At 64.9% G+C, this 17,915-nt stretch carries 15 protein-coding genes; 6 read left to right on the top strand and 9 right to left on the bottom strand.

Annotation, left to right across the window (positions count from 1 at the left end; genetic code table 11):
- Window positions 1-278 precede the first annotated feature (278 nt).
- On the top strand, window positions 279-944 hold the full coding sequence (ompA, locus tag PMO31116_RS14310) for an outer membrane protein OmpA (RefSeq protein WP_023597156.1): 666 nt from the start codon (window positions 279-281) through the stop codon (window positions 942-944).
- Window positions 945-1,142: 198 nt separating this feature from the next.
- On the opposite strand, the gene PMO31116_RS14315 is transcribed toward ompA, so the two are convergent.
- Complete coding sequence (locus PMO31116_RS14315) at window positions 1,143-1,931, bottom strand: hypothetical protein (RefSeq protein ID WP_150567309.1); 789 nt, start codon at window positions 1,929-1,931, stop codon at window positions 1,143-1,145.
- Window positions 1,932-2,144: 213 nt separating this feature from the next.
- On the opposite strand from PMO31116_RS14315, the gene PMO31116_RS14320 reads away from it, so the two are divergent.
- Together PMO31116_RS14320 and PMO31116_RS14325 are read left to right on the top strand one after the other, a co-directional pair.
- On the top strand, window positions 2,145-2,615 hold the full coding sequence (locus PMO31116_RS14320) for an EVE domain-containing protein (RefSeq protein ID WP_023597158.1): 471 nt from the start codon (window positions 2,145-2,147) through the stop codon (window positions 2,613-2,615).
- A 181-nt stretch (window positions 2,616-2,796) separates the two neighbouring features.
- Window positions 2,797-3,504, top strand: a complete 708-nt coding sequence (locus PMO31116_RS14325) for an SIMPL domain-containing protein (protein WP_150567310.1) — start codon at window positions 2,797-2,799, stop codon at window positions 3,502-3,504.
- 169 nt (window positions 3,505-3,673) lie between these two features.
- Here PMO31116_RS14325 and PMO31116_RS14330 read toward each other — a convergent pair whose 3' ends face one another.
- From PMO31116_RS14330 to dctP, 6 genes are all read right to left on the bottom strand, one after another.
- Window positions 3,674-5,206 (bottom strand): malonate--CoA ligase, encoded by a 1,533-nt coding sequence (locus PMO31116_RS14330; RefSeq protein ID WP_150567311.1) that lies wholly within the window; start codon window positions 5,204-5,206, stop codon window positions 3,674-3,676.
- Window positions 5,207-5,305: 99 nt separating this feature from the next.
- Complete coding sequence (locus PMO31116_RS14335; RefSeq protein ID WP_150567312.1) at window positions 5,306-6,106, bottom strand: enoyl-CoA hydratase/isomerase family protein; 801 nt, start codon at window positions 6,104-6,106, stop codon at window positions 5,306-5,308.
- Between the two features lie 33 nt (window positions 6,107-6,139).
- The gene (locus PMO31116_RS14340; protein ID WP_150567460.1) at window positions 6,140-7,627 is read right to left on the bottom strand and encodes a malonyl-CoA decarboxylase domain-containing protein; all 1,488 of its coding nucleotides are present in this window, start codon (window positions 7,625-7,627) and stop codon (window positions 6,140-6,142) included.
- A 116-nt stretch (window positions 7,628-7,743) separates the two neighbouring features.
- On the bottom strand, window positions 7,744-9,087 hold the full coding sequence (locus PMO31116_RS14345; RefSeq protein ID WP_150567313.1) for a TRAP transporter large permease: 1,344 nt from the start codon (window positions 9,085-9,087) through the stop codon (window positions 7,744-7,746).
- Window positions 9,084-9,692 (bottom strand): TRAP transporter small permease, encoded by a 609-nt coding sequence (locus PMO31116_RS14350; protein WP_246185297.1) that lies wholly within the window; start codon window positions 9,690-9,692, stop codon window positions 9,084-9,086. Before PMO31116_RS14350 ends, PMO31116_RS14345 begins: the two co-directional genes overlap by 4 nt.
- On the bottom strand, window positions 9,689-10,735 hold the full coding sequence (gene dctP / locus PMO31116_RS14355; protein WP_150567314.1) for a TRAP transporter substrate-binding protein DctP: 1,047 nt from the start codon (window positions 10,733-10,735) through the stop codon (window positions 9,689-9,691). The genes PMO31116_RS14350 and dctP overlap by 4 nt, the downstream gene beginning before the upstream one ends.
- A 338-nt stretch (window positions 10,736-11,073) precedes the next feature.
- Here dctP and PMO31116_RS14360 point away from each other — a divergent pair, with 338 nt between their 5' ends.
- Entirely contained in the window at window positions 11,074-11,745 is a 672-nt protein-coding gene (locus PMO31116_RS14360) for a GntR family transcriptional regulator (protein WP_023597166.1), read from the top strand.
- A 104-nt stretch (window positions 11,746-11,849) separates the two neighbouring features.
- Here the strand turns inward: PMO31116_RS14360 and lgt are convergent, their stop codons facing one another.
- Window positions 11,850-12,740, bottom strand: a complete 891-nt coding sequence (lgt, locus tag PMO31116_RS14365) for a prolipoprotein diacylglyceryl transferase (protein ID WP_150567315.1) — start codon at window positions 12,738-12,740, stop codon at window positions 11,850-11,852.
- A 199-nt stretch (window positions 12,741-12,939) separates the two neighbouring features.
- The gene (locus tag PMO31116_RS14370; protein ID WP_150567316.1) at window positions 12,940-13,872 is read right to left on the bottom strand and encodes a LysR family transcriptional regulator; all 933 of its coding nucleotides are present in this window, start codon (window positions 13,870-13,872) and stop codon (window positions 12,940-12,942) included.
- A gap of 262 nt (window positions 13,873-14,134) precedes the next feature.
- On the opposite strand from PMO31116_RS14370, the gene ilvD (PMO31116_RS14375) reads away from it, so the two are divergent.
- Window positions 14,135-16,003, top strand: a complete 1,869-nt coding sequence (gene ilvD, locus PMO31116_RS14375) for a dihydroxy-acid dehydratase (protein ID WP_023597169.1) — start codon at window positions 14,135-14,137, stop codon at window positions 16,001-16,003.
- 125 nt (window positions 16,004-16,128) lie between these two features.
- Complete coding sequence (gene ilvD, locus PMO31116_RS14380; protein ID WP_150567317.1) at window positions 16,129-17,802, top strand: dihydroxy-acid dehydratase; 1,674 nt, start codon at window positions 16,129-16,131, stop codon at window positions 17,800-17,802.
- Window positions 17,803-17,915 lie beyond the last annotated feature (113 nt).

The following is a 17,915-nucleotide window of genomic DNA, read 5'->3' on the forward strand; positions in this document are numbered from 1 at the left end:
GACGAACATCGACGAGAAATGAAACGGTTGGCGAGGGGCCTCAAAAGGTGTTGCGCTCAAACCACAACTGCGCCACGACGGGCGGCAAACTTGGGGTTTTACTCGCGGGCGGCGGAACCGCTATGGCAAAATGCCGTGGCATAAGTTAGACATTATTCGAAGTGCATGGGCCACGCTTTCGCGCGCTTGCCGATGTTATACTTCGAGCGATGTAAGACTTTGGTTCTGTCGTCTAGGCTCGCAGTAAACCTGCGGAATCTCATTTCGAGAGGAGAAATATGAATAAATTCGCTAAGCTCGCGATCGTTGCAGCTACCGCAGTGATGGCTGCTTCGGCCATGGCTCAAAACTACGTCGGAACGGTTTCGGGTCCGGTCGCGGCCTCGAAGCAAGCTGTCAACGACAACTGGGTGAACGGCAGCGGCGAGTGGGTTTGGAAGAACGGTTCGGACGAGCTCTGCTGGCGCGATGCCTACTGGACCCCGGCCACGGCCAACGCCAAGTGCGACGGCTCGATCATCGCCCAGGCTCCGGCCCCGGCACCGGCACCGACCCCGGTCGCTCCGGTCTCGCAAAAGGTCACGTACCAGGCTGACGCCCTGTTCGACTTCGACAAGGCCATCCTGAAGCCGGCCGGCAAGCAGAAGCTGGACGACCTGGCCAGCAAGATTCAGGCGCTGAACCTGGAAGTTGTGGTTGCTACGGGCCACACCGACCGTATCGGTACCGACAAGTACAACGACCGTCTGTCGATGCGTCGTGCGCAAGCTGTCAAGGCATACCTGGTCAGCAAGGGCGTCGAAGCCAACCGCGTCTACACGGAAGGCAAGGGCAAGCGTAACCCGGTCACCACGGGTTGCAACCAGAAGAACCGCAAGGCCCTCATCGAATGCCTCGCACCGGATCGTCGCGTGGAAGTCGAAGTCGTCGGCACGAACAAGTAATACGGTTCGCCGACTACGAAAAAACCCCGCCAAGGCGGGGTTTTTTTTCGTCTGATGGCCTCGCGCCGGCCTTGACTCGCCCTGCCGCGAACGCCTACCGCCGGGCCAAAGCGCAAACCGGCATGCCGCGGGATCGACGTCAGGCCCTTCCCACCCGCCGCATCGCTATCTCCGGCGCCTTCGCGCCCCCGTCGGCCATCAGGCCTCGCTGCCAAGCTGCGGATACTGACGCCGCACCATGAACGCCATGAGCGCCTTGACCGGACGATCCCGCCACCAGGACCCGGTCTCGAGCGGCTTGAACATCATGCGCGTCGCGGCCTCCACCGGCATGTACTGCTTCATGACGTCGCCGGACATTTCGAGGAATGTGTCCCACGTCATCAGCTCGAACGGCGGGTCAGTTCGCCAGAAGCGGTTGAGCGGCTCGAAGGCGAAGGCAATGTCCTCATCTCGCACGAGTTCGCTGCGTGCCACCATGGTGCGCAACCGGCTGATCACCCCATGTTGCTCCACGGCGTTGTACCGGTCGAAAGTCTTGCGGAAATAGCGGTAATGGCCCACCTCTTCGGTACTCAGCTTGTGCATCATCCGCTTGAGCTCCTCGACCGGCATGTAGGATTCGAGGCACCGATAGATCATGGCGGTCTGCGTCTCCGTGACGCACCGCGACAATGCCTCGAGCGCCAGCGACGGCCGCATGTACTGCACATCGCACCGCGGCTTGTAGCGCGCCATGAAGGCGTCGTAGGCATTCTCCCAATCAAACTCGGGCCACACGCGCGCGATGTAATCCTTGGCGAGGCGTCCGTGCTCGACCTCCTCGGGCAACCAGGTGTCGCGCAGCCACGCGGTCACTTCGGCGTCGTCGCCGTACATCTGGTTCAGGGTGGAGACGAACTCGGGCACACTGGTCTCGATGAACGACACCGTGGCAAGGGAGTAGAAGATAAATGCGTTATTTCGAACAGACGGCTCTGCTGCCATGACACACTCTCCTATCGGCGTAGGGGGTTGAGCGCAGGCGCGACGAACGGCATGCCATTCGCCACATGAAACGTCACACGAAGATCACAAAGGCATAGTATAGGAATTGGCCTAATATCGCAGCGCGGCAAATCATTGATGACAAATGCACGGCCTTCGGGCGCGTTTGCGCGATGTTTGTTCCCGTTGCGCCCACTTACTCATCAAAAAGACATGACGCAACGCTATTGGTTGATGAAGTCGGAACCCGAAGAGGCAAGCATCGACGACCTCGCCAACGCCCGGAATCAGACCTTGCCATGGACCGGCGTGCGCAATTACCAGGCGCGCAATTTCATGCGGGACGACATGCGCGTCGGCGACGGCGTGCTCTTCTATCACTCGAGCTGCGCCGTGCCCGGCATTGCCGGCCTGGCAACGGTCGCCTCGACACCCTATCCCGACCCGACGCAGTTCGACCCGAAAAGCCCCTACTTCGATCCCAAGTCGACACCCGAATCGCCGCGCTGGTTGCTCGTCGACGTCAAGCTCGATCGCAAGACGCGACTGGTGCCGCTCACGGAAATGCGACAGACACCCGAACTCGACGGCATGCTGGTTCTCGCCCGGGGCAACCGCCTCTCGATCACGCCGGTGTCTCCCGCGCACTGGAAATTTATCAGCAAGCACTTACTTAGCGCCTGACGCTGGAGGAGGGAACCAATATTGCTGCGATAGCGTCTGTATAACGTCATCGACACACGCATAGCACGTACCTGGGCGCGGCGCCGTTCGTTTTGCGCACCTCGTATCGCTATCGACGTCGACGACCGGTCAAACGTTCGCCGCCAAGATGCGAACTTACATACGAAAAAGGACAAAACCTATGCGCAAATCTCTCGCCGCGGCACTTCTGATCGCGACCGCCGCCAATGCGGCCTACGCTCAATCGGGTGACGACATGAATCGACAGGTCTCGGGTGTCCTGGGTCTCGAAGCGCACGCCACGAAGGAAGTTGAACAGGACACCGTTCACATCACGATGTCGGCGCAGGAACAGGGGCCCGATGCGGCCACTGTCTCGCGCAATCTCACGCAGAAGGCCAACAGCGCGATGTCGATCGCCAAGAGTCAGAGCGGCGTGCAGGTGCAGACCGGCAACGTGTCCCTCTATCCGACGACGAACCGTGACGGCAAGATCACCGCATGGCGCGGGCGAACCGAATTGCAGATGACGTCGAAGGATTTCGGCGCCGCATCGCGCCTGGCCAGCCAGATTTCGACGCAGATGCAGATGGACGGCGTGTCGTTCTCGCTCTCGCGCGAAGCGCAGGAGAAGACGCAGGCCGAGTTGACCAACCAGGCGATCCAGGCGTTCCGCGATCAGGCGCAGAGCAACACCAAGGCCTTTGGCTACAGCAGCTACACGATCCGTCAGGTGCAGGTCGGGGCAAACGCACCGGTCATGCCGCGTCCGTATGCGATGAAGGCCATGGCGATGAGCGCCAGTGCCGACGCCGCACCGCCGATGCAACTCGAAGGCGGCAAGACGCAAGTCACCGTGACCGTGTCGGGTACCGTGCAGATGCGCTGAGTCTGCAGCGCGACGATGAGGCGACGTCCGCTCGCAGGCCGCTGCCGGCAAGAGACCGCCCTGTGCTCCAGGGCGGTTTTTTTATGCCGAACGCCGCCATGTCGCGAGACACATCGTCGCAGGCAGCGCAACGTGTTTGCGCCGACTGCGGCACCGTGCCGCAACGCACTTACTTGAATTGCTCGCGCAGCAGATTCTTCTGCACCTTCCCCATTGTATTGCGCGGCAACTCGCTGACGAAATGCACGCGCTTGGGCACCTTGAAGTTGGCAATGCGCTGCTTTAGCGCGTCGATGACGGTACGTTCGTCGGGCGTCGGCTCACCGCCGCGTGGCACGATGACGGCCACCACGGCCTCGCCGAAATCGGGATGCGGCACCCCGATCACGGCCGACTCCGCCACGCCGGCCATCTCGTCGATGAATCCCTCGATCTCTTTCGGATAGACGTTGTAGCCGCCGGAGATGATGAGATCTTTCGAGCGGCCGACGATATGCACGTAGCCGTCCTCGTCGACCTTGCCGACGTCGCCGGTCTTGAAGAACCCGTCATGCGTGAATTCCTCCGCGGTCTTCTCAGGCATGCGCCAGTAGCCGGCGAACACGTTCGGCCCCTTGACCTGGATGTGGCCGATCTCGCCTTGCGCGACTGGCGCGCCGTCGTCGCCGACGATACGCACGGTCACCTCCGGCAGCGGCACGCCGACGGTCCCCGCTCGACGCACGCTCGCCGGATCCCCGTGATACGGATTCGACACGAGCATCACCGTCTCGGACATGCCGTAGCGCTCGAGGATGGTGTGCCCCGTTCGCTCCCGGAACGCTTCGAACGTCTCGCGCAGCAGCGGCGCGGAACCGGAAATGAACAGGCGGATATTGCGACATACGTCGCGATCGAGTCCCGGCTCGGCGAGCAGGCGCACGTAGAACGTCGGCACGCCCATGAAGACGGTGGCACGCGGAAGCTGATGCAGCACTTCGCGGGCGTCGAACTTCGTCAGCCAGATCATCTTGCTGCCGGAGTAAAGCGCCGCGTGGCTCGCAACGAACAGTCCATGCACGTGGAAGATGGGCAGTGCGTGCAGCAGAACGTCGCCGCCTTCGCGCTCGCCCCATCCCCAGAACTGGTGCAACACGCGCGTATTGCTCGCGAGGTTGCCGTGCGAGAGCATCGCACCCTTGCTGCGCCCGGTGGTTCCCGAGGTGTAGAGGATGGCGGCGAGATCGTCGGGCGAGCGCGGCACGGTGTCGAACGTGTCGCCGAACCAGGCCGCGCGCTCGAGCAGCGAGCCGGTACGATCGTCGCCCAGCGTGAAGACGTGCCTTGCGCCGTTGGTGAACGCGATCTTCGAGACCCAGCCGAAATTCGCCGGGCTGCACACGACCACGTCCGGCTCGGCGTTGCCGACGAAGTAGGTGATCTCGCTTTCCCGATAGGCCGTGTTGAGCGGCAGGTAGACAAAGCCGGCGCGCAGCGTGGCAAGGTACAGCAACAAGGCCTCGGGCGACTTCTCGACCTGCACGGCAACGCGCGCGCCCGGCGCGAGATCGAGGCTCGCGAGCAGATTGGCGATGCGTGCGCTCGCGTGCTCGATGTCGTCCCAGCTGTAATACAACCCTTCTGGCGTTTCGATCGCGCATGCCGATCTGTCGGCGGGGAAACGTTCGGCGAAGAGTCGATAGAGGTTGGCGTCTTGCGTCATAAGGAGAACCGGAGAATAGCCTGGGTGAAAGCCGGGGGAGATCCCCCTTGGAAAAGCCAATGAAAAAGAAACACGGGATCGAGTCGCGCCGGGACCCGCCTATCGCCCCTGGAAATCGGGCCGGCGTTTTTCGAGGAAGGCGGCGACACCTTCACGGTGATCGTGGGAGTCCCAATACGAAAACGCCTGCTGCCATTCGGCTTCGGACAACGGCGGCACGGGCGGCGACAATCGCGCGATGAGCCATTTGTTCAATTGCGCGGCGAGCGGCGCCCCGGCGACAAGGCGCCGGGCGCTGGCATAGGCCGCTTCCTCGACGGCGTCATCGGCCACCACACGCGTGAGCAAACCCTTCTCGCGGGCTTCCGCGGCGTCGAATACACGCCCTTCGAGCAGAATCTCCAGCGCCGCCGCACGCCCGGCAAGCGCCAGCACACCGCGCAATTCGCCGGGTGCCATCGGAAAGCCGAGCTTGTTGATCGGCACACCGAATCGCGCACTTTGCCCGGCAATGCGCAGATCGCAGTGTGTGGCGATCTCGAGTCCGCCGCCCACGCAAACGCCTTCGATCAGCGCCACGCTCGGATGACGGCAATGCGCCAGCGCATCGAGCGTGGGCCCGATGATCTCGCCGTGGTAACGCCGCAGCGCGTCGTAGCTGCCGCGCTCCGCCGGGAACTCCTCGATGTCGGCACCCGCGGCGAAGTTGCCCTGGGCGCCACGAATCACGATGGCCCGCACGCGCGCGTCCTCGTCCAGCGTCTGCACGTGCGCGCGCAACGCGCGCCACATCGCGACCGAAATCGCGTTGAGCTTGCCGGGATTCGACAGCGTGAGCGTGACCCATCCCTTGTCCAGCGAACTGTCGTCGCGCAGCACTTCACTCACGGGAGGCTCCATTGTGCCGATGCCGGCATCGATAAGTCGTCATGATCAAAGCAAACGGGCGACGGCGCGTCCGAGCGCGGGCTCGCCGTCGATCAGGCGCTGCAGATTGGCGTCGAGCTCGTCGGGCTCGTAGAGATAATTGACCATCATGCCGCACGACTGCTTCGCGCCTTTCTTCGACAGATCGGCGTGCCAATTGATACGTTCCACGCGCGCGCCATTGCCCAGATGGAACCGGGCGACGGGGTCGCGCGGCTGCCCGCGCACCTGCTCGCGCGCGAGGTAGTGCGCCGCCAGCGATTCCCCGAGCGTGCGCTGCAGTGTCTGCCCGCCCTTTCGTTCCGGCGTCGATTGCAGCCATGCCATCAGTTGCGCGCCCGAGACGTCGCCGGCCAGCGCGTCGTCCTGCGCGAGCAGCTTGCATCGCTTCGGGCCGAGCACATCCGCGAGCGCAGGCGCACTCAATTGCCGGAGCCAGTCGTTGAATCCGGGAATCGGCGAGAGCGTGGCAAAGTTGCGCAGCTTGGGGAAGTCCACCTGCAGCTCGTCGATCACACGCTTGAGCAGGAAATTGCCGAAGCTCACGCCGCGCAGTCCCGGCTGGGTGTTCGAGATCGAATAGAAGATCGCCCAGCGAATCCGGCGCAGGTCTTCGAGCGGTGCCTTTTCGTCGAGCAGCGAATGCACGTCGGCCGCCATGTCGGGCACAAAGGCCACCTCCACGAAAATCAGCGGCTCGCGCGGCATGCGCGGGTGGAAAAACGCGTAGCAGCGTCGATCCGAATCGAGCCGGTTGCGCAAATCGGCCCACGACGAAATCTCGTGCACCGCCTCGTAGCGCATGAGCTTTTCCAGCAGCGACGCGGGCGAATCCCACGTGATCGGGTGCAGCTCCAGCAGGCCGACGTCGAACCAGGTCGAAAAGAGACTGCCCAGATCCTCTTCGAGCGAGGCAAGACCGGGCAATGCCGCCCGGTGGCGAAGCATGTCCGCGCGCCAGCGCACGAGAAAGGGAAGGCCGTCCGGCAAGGCGTTGAAGCGCTTGAGGAAACGCACGCGCGCGCTGCCCAGCGCCCCCGCCAGCCCGCCGGCGGTACGTTTGGCACTCGCGCCCTCGCCCTCCTTGCCGCCTTCCTTGCTTGCGTCGGCGCCGGCATGCCCGTCGCTCGCGCAACTGTCGGCAACGACGCCGAGCAACGCCAACTGCTCCTCGGGCGACGCCGCGTCGTAGCGCGTCATGAAGTCGCGCGCAGCCTCATTCGCGGCCGAGTCGGTCAGGCGTGCCGAGAGGCACTGCGACAGCTGGCGCCGCAGTGCATTTTCGGCTCGCGGCGAAAGCCGGGCAGCCACGATCTTGCCGTCCTTGCCGTCTTTCGGCGCACCGCCCTGTCCGCCGGACTTGCCGCCGCGTCCGAACCATTGGCCCAGCCGCTCGCCCAGCGAGGGCTTGGGCGACGGCACCGGGGCGCTCACCTCCGACACGCTCTCGGGCGACGAGCGGCCCGGGCCGGACGACGGCGCCTCGGACGCCATGGCGCCGGAGGCGCCCGACGAGGCAGGCGCGGACAAGGCCGACGTGGCGAATACAGCGGACATGGCAGACATCAGCGGCGCATCCTTCATGACGTTTCCTCACATGGCAAGACACTTCACCCCATCAGCTGATCGGGCAGCCACAGCGACAGACCAGGCACCAGACAGATGAGAACGACGGCGAGCACCATCAGCACCACGAACGGCAGCACCCCCCAGACGATGTCTCGCAAGGCGATATCGGGCGCCGTGTTCTTGATGACGAATATGTTGAGCCCCACGGGCGGATGGATCAACCCCAGTTCCATCACGATCGTCATGACCACGCCGAACCACACGAGGTCGAAGCCGGCGTCGCGCAGCGGCGGCAGGATGATCGGTGCGGTCATGAGGATGATGCTCACCGGCGGCAGAAAGAAGCCGAGCACCACGACCATCAGCAAAATCGCCGTGAGCAGGACCCAGCGCGACAGATGCAGTCCCACGATCCATTGCGCCGCGGACTGACTGATGTGCAGATAGCTCATCACATACGAGTAGAGCAGCGACATGCCGATGATGAACATGAGCATGGTCGACTCGCGCAACGTGCCGGTCAGGATCGGTGCGATCTGGCGCGGCGTCCACATCCGATAGATCACCGCGATGAGGGCGAGCGCGAGCAGGCCGCCGAGTCCGGCCGTCTCCGAAGGCGTGGCATAGCCGCCGTACAGTGCCGCCATCACCCCGATGAGCAGCGTGACGAACGGCAGCACGCGCGGCAGCAGCGCCAGCTTCTCGCGCATGGTTGCCGGCGGTTCGACCGGAAACGGGGACGGCGTGCCATCGCGCTCGAGTGCCGCCTGTGCCGCCCCATACTCGCGCCGGTAGCGCCACGCCGCGTAGCAGGAGAACAACCCCACGAGCAGCAGCGCGGGCACGATCCCCGCCAGGAACAGGCGTCCCAGCGACTGCTCCGCGGCCACGGCGTACAGGATCATCGTGATCGACGGAGGCAGCAGAATGCCCAGCGTGCCGCCCGCGGCGATGATCCCGGCGGCAAAGCCTGGCGAGTAGCCGCGCTGGCGCATCTCCGGAATGCCGGCGCTGCCGATCGCCGAACACGTCGCCGGGCTCGAGCCCGCCATGGCCGCGAACAGCCCGCAGGCGAACACGTTGGCAATGCCCAGCCCCCCGGGAATTCGACGCATCCACGCGTGCAGCGCGAGATACAGATCTTGTCCGGCACGCGACTTGCCGATGGCCGCGCCCTTCAGGATGAACAGCGGAATCGACAGCAGCGTGATGCTGGCCATCTCCTCGTAGACGTTCTGCGTGATCGTGTCGAGCGACGACGCGGGCATGAACCCGAACATGAACGCCACGGCGACCGCCCCGAGTGCGAACGCAATGGGCATCCCGGAGAACATGACGACCAGCGTTGCGCCACCGTACAGCAATCCGATACCGAGCTCGCTCATGCGTGGCCTCCCGTCCGATCCGTCGCCGCCGCGGCGGCGTCCACGCCATGTGCGCGCACTCCGTCATGCCGGCCCAGCTCGCAAGCGCCGATGGCCACTTGCAGCAGCAACTGCACCGAGAGCAGGCTCATGCCGAAAGCCATCAAGCCGTAGGGGATCGACAGGGGCGGCCCCCACGTCGAACTGCTGGTCTGGCCGTCGACATAGGCTTCCCAGAACAGCGTCCAGGATTTCCACGCGAAAAAGGCGCAAAACGCGAGGGTGACGATGTCCACCACCCAGCGCCGCACGCGATTCACGCGCGCCGAGAGCAGCGTGGTGATCGCCTCGATGCCGATATGCCCTCGCAGGTGCTGCACGTGAGCGGCGGAAACGAAGGTGGCCCCCACCAGCAGGAAGACCGCGGCTTCGTCCTGCCAGTCGGTGGCGAGCTTGAGCACGTGGCGGGCGAACACGCTATAGCTCAGCACCAGCGCGGCGCCCACGAGCGCCACCATGCACACGACCATCAGCAAACGGCTCACGCCCTGAAGCCAGGCGTCGAGCCGCCGCAGCATGCGCGTGCGGGCCACCGCCGGTTCCGCGCTCACGGCAGCCCCGCTCATGCAGGCACCTTCTTGGCGAGTTCGAGCAGCTTCGCGCAGGTGTCCGACTTGCTCGCGTAATCCTTCCACGCGGTGCGCTCGGCAATCTCGCGCCACTTCATTACCGTGGCCTCGTCGAGGTCATAGACCTTGGCGCCGGCCTTCGTGTAGACGCTGGCGATCTGCGCATCGTCGGCCTTCGCGGCTTGCGTGCCGAACGCCTCGAGCTCCGCGCCCACTTGCAGGATCACCTGCTGCTGATCCTTGGGCAGCTTGTCGAAGACCTGCTTGGACATGAGCAGCGGCTCGAGCATGAACCAGTACGACTTGTTGCGTCCCGTGGTCAGATGCTTCGAGACCTCTTCCAGACGGAACGACATCAGGCTCGTCGACGAGGTCATTGCCGCATCCATCGCGCCCGTCTGCATGGCCGCGTAGAGTTCGTTGGACGGCAACGAAATCACGGCCGCCCCCGCCTCCTTGAGCATCATGTCCATCTCGCGGCTGCCGCCCCGCACCTTGAGCCCCTTGGCGTCGTCAGGCGTCACGAGCGGCCTGGCGCGGCTGGCCACGCCACCCGCCTGCCAGACCCAACTGACGATCACGACATTCTTCTCGGCCAGCACACCGGTCAGCACCTTGCCGATCTCGCCGTTGCGCCAGGCGGCGCCCTGCGCGTACGAGGTCACCAGGCCGGGCATCAGACCGATATTGAGCTCGCGAACCTCGCCGCCCGCGTAGGGCAGCGGGTAAAGCGAAAGATCGAGCGCGCCGCGCCGCAGCGCGGAGAACTGCGCGTTGGTCTTCATGAGCGAGCTGCCCGGATAGATCTGGAATTTCAGCGCACCGTTGGTGCGCTTCTCGACTTCCTGCGCGAACTTGCGGCAGAGCCTGTCGCGGAAGTCGCCTTCCGTGAGCGTGCCGCCGGGGAACTGATGGGAAATCTTGAGCGGGCCGGACTGCGCGAATGCACTACCCCACGGACCGGCCATCGCGCCGGTCGCCAGCGCCGAAGCGGCACCGAGCATGAGTTGCCGCCGAAGCGGGGAATGGTTTGTCTCCATGGCGTCTCCTGTCACTTGTGTCAGTGATGAACCGGCGAAGCCAGGTGCTGACATCTCCCGACGCGAGTCGCAAAACCCGCCTCGGGTGCATCACCGGCCCACCGGCACTGCATGTACGGATGACTGCTTGTTTTTTGACGTTTCGAGGGCGCGAGTTGCCGCTCTCGGAATGAAATCGTATAGTTAAACGAAAATCGTGTATACAAATTGGCCGATCAAAAAATACATTTTTCGCGTAAACCCCGATCTTCAAGCCGGGGCATGCGCGTTACTTTGACAGCCATGCATTTCTTGTCCCCCCTATCGACGGGGCCGAATCCGGACCGAGCGAGAGCGTCATGACGGTAAAACCGAAGCGATCCGAAGCGCTGCGACAGGCGATCGAGGAGAAGATCGCCGTGGGCGAGTATCCCCCCGGCATGCGCCTCGACGAGGTCGAACTCGCCACCGCCTTCGGCGTGTCGCGCACGCCCCTGCGCGAGGCGCTGATTCAGTTGGCGTCGTCAGGCGTGATCGAGATCCGGCCTCGCCGGGGCGCGGTCGTCGCCCAGATCGACCCACAGCGCCTGTGCGAAATGTTCGAAGTGATGGCGGAACTCGAGTCGATGTGCGGACGGCTCGCCGCGCGCCGCATCACCGATGAGGAACTCGCCGAGCTGCGCGCCACGCACGAGGCCAGCCGCGCGGCCGCCGAGGCGCGCGACATCGACACCTATTACGAGGTCAATGCGCACTTCCATGCGCTCATCTATCAGGCAAGCCACAACGCCTATCTGCAGGAAACCGCATTGCAACTGCACCGGCGTCTGCGCGTCTATCGTCGCCTGCAACTCCGCGTGCGCGATCGGCCACACCAATCCTTCTCCGAACACGACGCCGTGTTTCGCGCCATCGAAGCGGGCGACGCCGACGCCGCGTCCGAGCATCTGCGCGGGCACGTCACCGTGCAGGGCGAACGATTCGCGGATCTGATGGCCTCGTTGCGCGCACTGGAGCGCAAGGCGAGCTAGCGCCTGGCGGGGTGCCGACGTCGCGTCATGCCCGCAAAGCCAAGGGCCGCCGGAGCGAAACTCCGGCGGCCCTTGGTTCGTGTTCGATGCGCGACGGGGGCGTGTCAGGCGGGCGACCCCACCGGACGGCGGCGATACGACCATACCAGCATGGCGATGCCCGCCACGATCATCGGCATCGACAGCCACTGTCCCATCGACAGGCCGAACGAGAGCAGACCGAGGAAGGCATCCGGCTCACGCGTGAATTCGGCGAGGAAACGGAACGTCCCGTAGCCGACGAGGAACATACCCGAGACCGCACCGATCGGACGCGCACGACGCGCGAAGATCCACAGCAGCAGGAACAGCGCCACGCCTTCGAGCGCGAACTCGAACAACTGCGAGGGATAGCGGGGCAGGCCGTGGAACTGGGCGAAGACGGTGGCCATGGCCTGATCGGCCATCGCCTGCGGATGCGCGAACACCCACTGGGCGTCTTCCGCGGCGGCTTGCGGGAACAGCATGGCGAAGCGCGAGTCGGGCGACGTCACGCGGCCCCACAGCTCGCCGTTGATGAAGTTGCCCAGACGACCGGCGGCGAGGCCGAGCGGAATCATCGGCGCGATGAGATCGGTGCCCGCGAGCAGCGATTGACCGCGACGGCGCGTGAACAGCCACATCGCGACGAGCACGCCGAGAAAGCCGCCGTGAAACGACATGCCGCCTTCCCACACCCTGAAGATGTCGAGCGGATTCGCCAGGTAGAACGCTGGCTTGTAGAAGAGCACATAGCCCAGCCGTCCACCAAGAATGACGCCGAGTACGCCGTAGAACAGCATGTCGTCGAGATCCTGCGCCTTCCAGCCTTGCGCGGCAATGGAAGGCTGGCGCACGCGCAGCCGGCCCACGAGCAGGAAAAGGATGAAGCCGACCAGATACATCAGGCCGTACCAGCGGATGGCGAGCGGGCCGAGATGAATCGCGACCGGGTCGAATTGAGGATGAATCAGCATGGATCAGAAGAATCGATTCGTGAACAAAAGTTCCGCCTGACGACGAACGGGCGGCGCGTCGTCTGTTACGACATATTGTCGAGCTCGCATGAAGCACCGGCGCCCGCGAGCCGGTGCACGTGCACGGGATGGCCAGCACAATACCACGAGCCCGTGCCATCGCGGCAGGCCGATCGAGGCGCCGGGGCGAGACCGAGGCTCAGGCGAACAGGGTCGCGTCCGGGGGCGTGTGCGCCACGGCGCGCGCCGTCTCGAGAAAGCCGTGGAGTACCGGCGAGACCTCCGCGGTGCGCCAGAGCAGTCCTGTCTCGATGAGCGTGCTGGACTCGCGCAGCGCGCGATAGGTCACGCCGGTGCGGCGCAGATGGCAAAGCGACTGCGGCACCAACGCCACGCCCATGCCGGCCGATACAAGGCTGACGATGGTCTGCATCTGGATCGCTTCCTGTCCCACGCGGGGCGTGAGCCCGAGCGTCGCGTAGCAGCCCATGATGATGTCGTGGAACGCCGGCGCCACGCGACGCGGGAAGATCACGAGCGGCTCGTCGGCGTAATCGGCCAGACTCACCACCTCGCCCGATGCCGTGGCGTCGGCATTGCCGTCCGGTCCGGCAGGCAACGCCAGCATCAGCGGCTCGCGCACGATCGGCAGGTACGACAGTTCGTTGGCGTAGCGCGCCGGCACGGGCGGGATGAACAGCCCAGCATCGATCCGCCCGTCCATGAGCGCCTCGACCTGGACGTCGCTCGTCGCCTCGAGCAGTTGCAGGCGCACGCGCGGGTAGCGCTGGCCGAACTCGCGCAACAGCGGCGGCAGGATGCCGTAATCGGCCGTCGAGACGAAACCCAGCGAGAGCGTGCCCACCTCGCCATGCGCCAGGCCCTGCGCCAGCGCGGGCAAGGCATCGGCGTCCGCCAGAATGCGCCGCACCTCGGGCAGCAGTTGACGCCCCACGGCGGTGAGTTCCACCGAGCGATTGGTGCGCACGAAGAGCGGTGCGCCGAGCGACGCTTCGAGCGCCCGAATCTGCTGCGAGAGTGGCGGCTGCGTCATCGACAGCCGCTGTGCGGCGCGCCCGAAATGCCGCTCCTCGGCCACCGCCACGAAATATCGAAGTTGACGTAAATCCATGATATTTTTACCGACTCAATCCGAGTCAAATAATATATTTGACAAGCATTCGAGGAAAGCCGAATCTTGACGTCCGATGGCGATCCGGCGCGGCGCCGGTTTGACGTTTTCGTATCGCTTTTTCGATACGACGCGTTGAAATCGGGCCAATCGGGCCAATCGGGCCAATCGCGCCAGCATGCGGCCGATGCCAGGCCCCGGATCCCTCCCGAACAGAGCCTTGACGGCCCCGACCCACAAGCCCAGCGTTACAGAGACGACCATGCCTGAATACCGTTCCCGCACCTCCACCCACGGCCGCAACATGGCCGGCGCCCGCGCCCTGTGGCGCGCCACCGGCATGAAAGACGGCGACTTCGGCAAGCCGATCATCGCCGTGGTGAACTCCTTCACGCAGTTCGTGCCGGGTCACGTGCACCTGCGCGATCTGGGCGCCATCGTCGCCAAGGAGATCGAGGCGGCAGGCGGCGTGGCCAAGGAATTCAACACGATCGCCGTGGATGACGGCATCGCCATGGGTCACGGCGGCATGCTGTACTCGCTGCCCTCGCGCGAGCTGATCGCCGACTCGGTGGAATACATGGTCAACGCGCACTGCGCCGACGCCATGGTCTGCATTTCCAACTGCGACAAGATCACCCCGGGCATGCTCATGGCCGCCATGCGCCTGAACATCCCGGTCGTGTTCGTCTCGGGCGGCCCGATGGAGGCCGGCAAGGTCAAGTCGGGCGACGGACAGGTGATCGCCAAGATCGACCTGATCGACGCCATGATCAAGGCCGCCGATCCGAAGGTCAGCGACGCCGAAGTCGCCGAAGTCGAGCGCAGCGCCTGCCCGACGTGCGGCTCGTGCTCGGGCATGTTTACCGCCAACTCGATGAACTGCCTGACCGAAGCCATCGGCCTGGCCCTGCCGGGCAACGGCACGATCGTGGCCACGCACGCCTGGCGTCGCGGCCTGTTCGAGCAGGCCGGCCGCCTCGTGGTCGACCTGTGCCGTCGCTATTACCAGGAAGACGACGCCTCGGTGCTGCCGCGCAACATCGCCACCAAGGCCGCGTTCGAGAACGCCATGGCGCTCGACGTCGCCATGGGCGGCTCCACCAACACGGTGCTGCACCTGCTCGCCGCCGCGCAGGAAGCGGGCGTGGACTTCAAGATGGCGGACATCGACCGCATCTCGCGCAACGTGCCTTGCCTGTGCAAGGCCGCGCCGGCGACCGACAAGTACCACATCGAAGACGTGCACCGTGCAGGCGGCATCATCGGCATTCTGGCCGAGCTCGCCCGCGGCGGCCTGCTCGACACGTCGTGCGGCAACGTGCACAGCGGCACGCTCGGCAACGCCATCGACGCCTGGGACGTGAAGAACAGCGCCAACGATCGCGCACAGACGTTCTACAGCGCCGCGCCGGGCGGCGTACCCACAACCATCGCATTCAGCCAGTCGTCGACCTATCCGGCGCTCGACCTCAACCGTGAAACGGGGTGCATTCGCGACAAGGAACATGCCTACACCAAGGACGGCGGCCTGGCCGTGCTGTACGGCAACCTCGCCGAGAAGGGGTGCATCGTGAAGACGGCCGGCGTGGACGAATCGCAATGGGTCTTCACGGGTCGCGCCCGCGTGTTCGAGAGCCAGGACGACGCCGTCGAAGGGATTCTTGGCGACAAGGTCCAGCCGGGCGACGTGGTCGTCATTCGCTATGAAGGCCCGAAAGGCGGCCCGGGCATGCAGGAAATGCTCTACCCGACCTCGTATCTGAAATCGAAGGGCCTGGGCAAGACCTGCGCCCTGTTCACCGACGGCCGCTTCTCGGGTGGCTCGTCGGGGCTGGTGATCGGCCACGCGTCGCCGGAAGCGGCCGAGGGTGGCACCATCGGCCTGGTCGAGGACGGGGACGTGATCGAGATCGACATCACGCAGCGCAAGATGCATCTGGCCGTGTCCGACGACGAACTGGCGCGCCGCCGCGCCGCCATGGAAGCCCGCGGCGACAAGGCGTGGCAGCCGGCGAACCGCGAGCGCGTGGTGTCGCAGGCCCTGCAGGCCTACGCCGCGCTGGCCACCTCGGCGGACCGCGGCGCCGTGCGCGACCTGTCGCAGCTGAAGACGGCCAAGCGCGGCTGACGCCGCGCGGCGGCGCCCCCGGTGAACCCGGGGGTGCTGCCAAAACGGCAGCGTGATACAACAACGCCTATGCGCAACGCTGCGGCAGTCGAGGGTGGCCAAGCGCATCCCCACAGGAGACCGTCATGGCATTCAACCGTCGTTCGCGAAACGTCACGCAAGGCGTGGCACGCTCGCCCAACCGCTCGATGTACTACGCGCTGGGCTACCAGGAAGAAGACTTCGACAATCCGATGATCGGCGTGGCCAACGGCCATTCCACGATCACCCCGTGCAACGCGGGGCTGCAACGACTGGCGGACGCCGCCGTCGATGCCATCAAGCGCCATCAGGCCAATCCTCAGATATTCGGCACCCCGACCATTTCCGACGGCATGTCGATGGGCACGGAGGGCATGAAGTACTCGCTCGTCTCGCGCGAAGTCATCGCCGACTGCATCGAGACCGCCGTGCAGGGCCAGTGGATGGACGGCGTGGTCGTGATTGGCGGCTGCGACAAGAACATGCCCGGCGGGATGATCGCCCTCGCCCGCATCAACGTGCCCGGCATCTACGTCTACGGCGGCACCATCAAGCCGGGCAACTGGAAGGGCAAGGATCTCACCATCGTCTCCTCGTTCGAGGCCGTGGGCGAGTTCACGGCCGGACGCATGACCGAGGCGGATTTCAAGGGCATCGAGAAGAACGCCTGCCCGTCGACCGGTTCGTGCGGCGGCATGTACACGGCCAACACGATGAGCTCCTCGTTCGAGGCGCTGGGCATGTCGCTGCTGTATTCGTCGACCATGGCCAACCCCGATCAGGAGAAGGTCGACTCGGCCGCCGAATCGGCCCGCGTACTCGTCGAAGCCGTCAAGCAGGACCTCAAGCCGCGCGACATCATCACGCGCAAATCCATCGAAAACGCCGTGGCGCTCATCATGGCGACCGGCGGGTCGACGAACGCCGTGCTTCACTATCTGGCCATCGCGCATGCGGCGGACGTCGAGTGGCGCATCGAGGACTTCGAGCGCATTCGCGCGCGCGTGCCGGTCATCTGCGATCTGAAGCCCTCGGGCAAGTACGTGGCGACTGACCTGCACAAGGCGGGCGGCATTCCTCAGGTGCTGAAGATCCTGCTCGACGCCGGGCTGCTGCATGGCGACTGCATGACGATCACCGGCCGCACGATCGCCGAGGAACTCAAAGACGTGCCATCGGTACCGCGCGCCGACCAGCACGTGATCTTCCCGATCGACAAGGCACTCTATAAGGAGGGCCACCTCGCCATTCTCAAGGGCAACCTGGCCGAAGACGGCGCCGTCGCCAAGATCACCGGCCTGAAAAACCCTGTGATCACGGGCCCGGCGCGCGTGTTCGACGACGAACAAAGCGCAATGGACGCGATCCTCGGCGACAAGATCCGGGCAGGCGACATTCTCGTGCTGCGCTATCTCGGCCCGAAGGGCGGCCCCGGCATGCCCGAGATGCTGGCGCCGACGTCGGCCATCATCGGCAAGGGGCTCGGCGAGTCGGTCGGTTTCATCACCGACGGGCGGTTCTCCGGCGGCACGTGGGGCATGGTCGTCGGGCATGTGGCGCCGGAGGCGTTCGTGGGGGGCACCATCGCGCTGGTGCACGAAGGCGACTCGATCACCATCGATGCGCACCAGTTGCTGCTGCAGCTGAACGTGCCCGACGATGAACTCGCGCGACGTCGCGCGGCATGGAAAGCGCCGGCGCCGCGCTACACGCGTGGTGTGCTGGCCAAATATGCCGCGCTCGCGCAACCGGCCAACAAGGGTGGCGCGACGGGTTGAGCCTCGCGCTCGCGGGGACGGTTCGCGTCCCCTGCCCCGTTGGCTCGCCCCGCGGCACGCTCGTCGACAGCGACGACCGTGCCGCTTTTTTGTCGTACCGGCCGGGCAACGAC

The sequence above is a fragment of the Pandoraea morbifera genome, assembly GCF_902459575.1.
Taxonomy (GTDB): Bacteria; Pseudomonadota; Gammaproteobacteria; order Burkholderiales; family Burkholderiaceae; genus Pandoraea; species Pandoraea morbifera.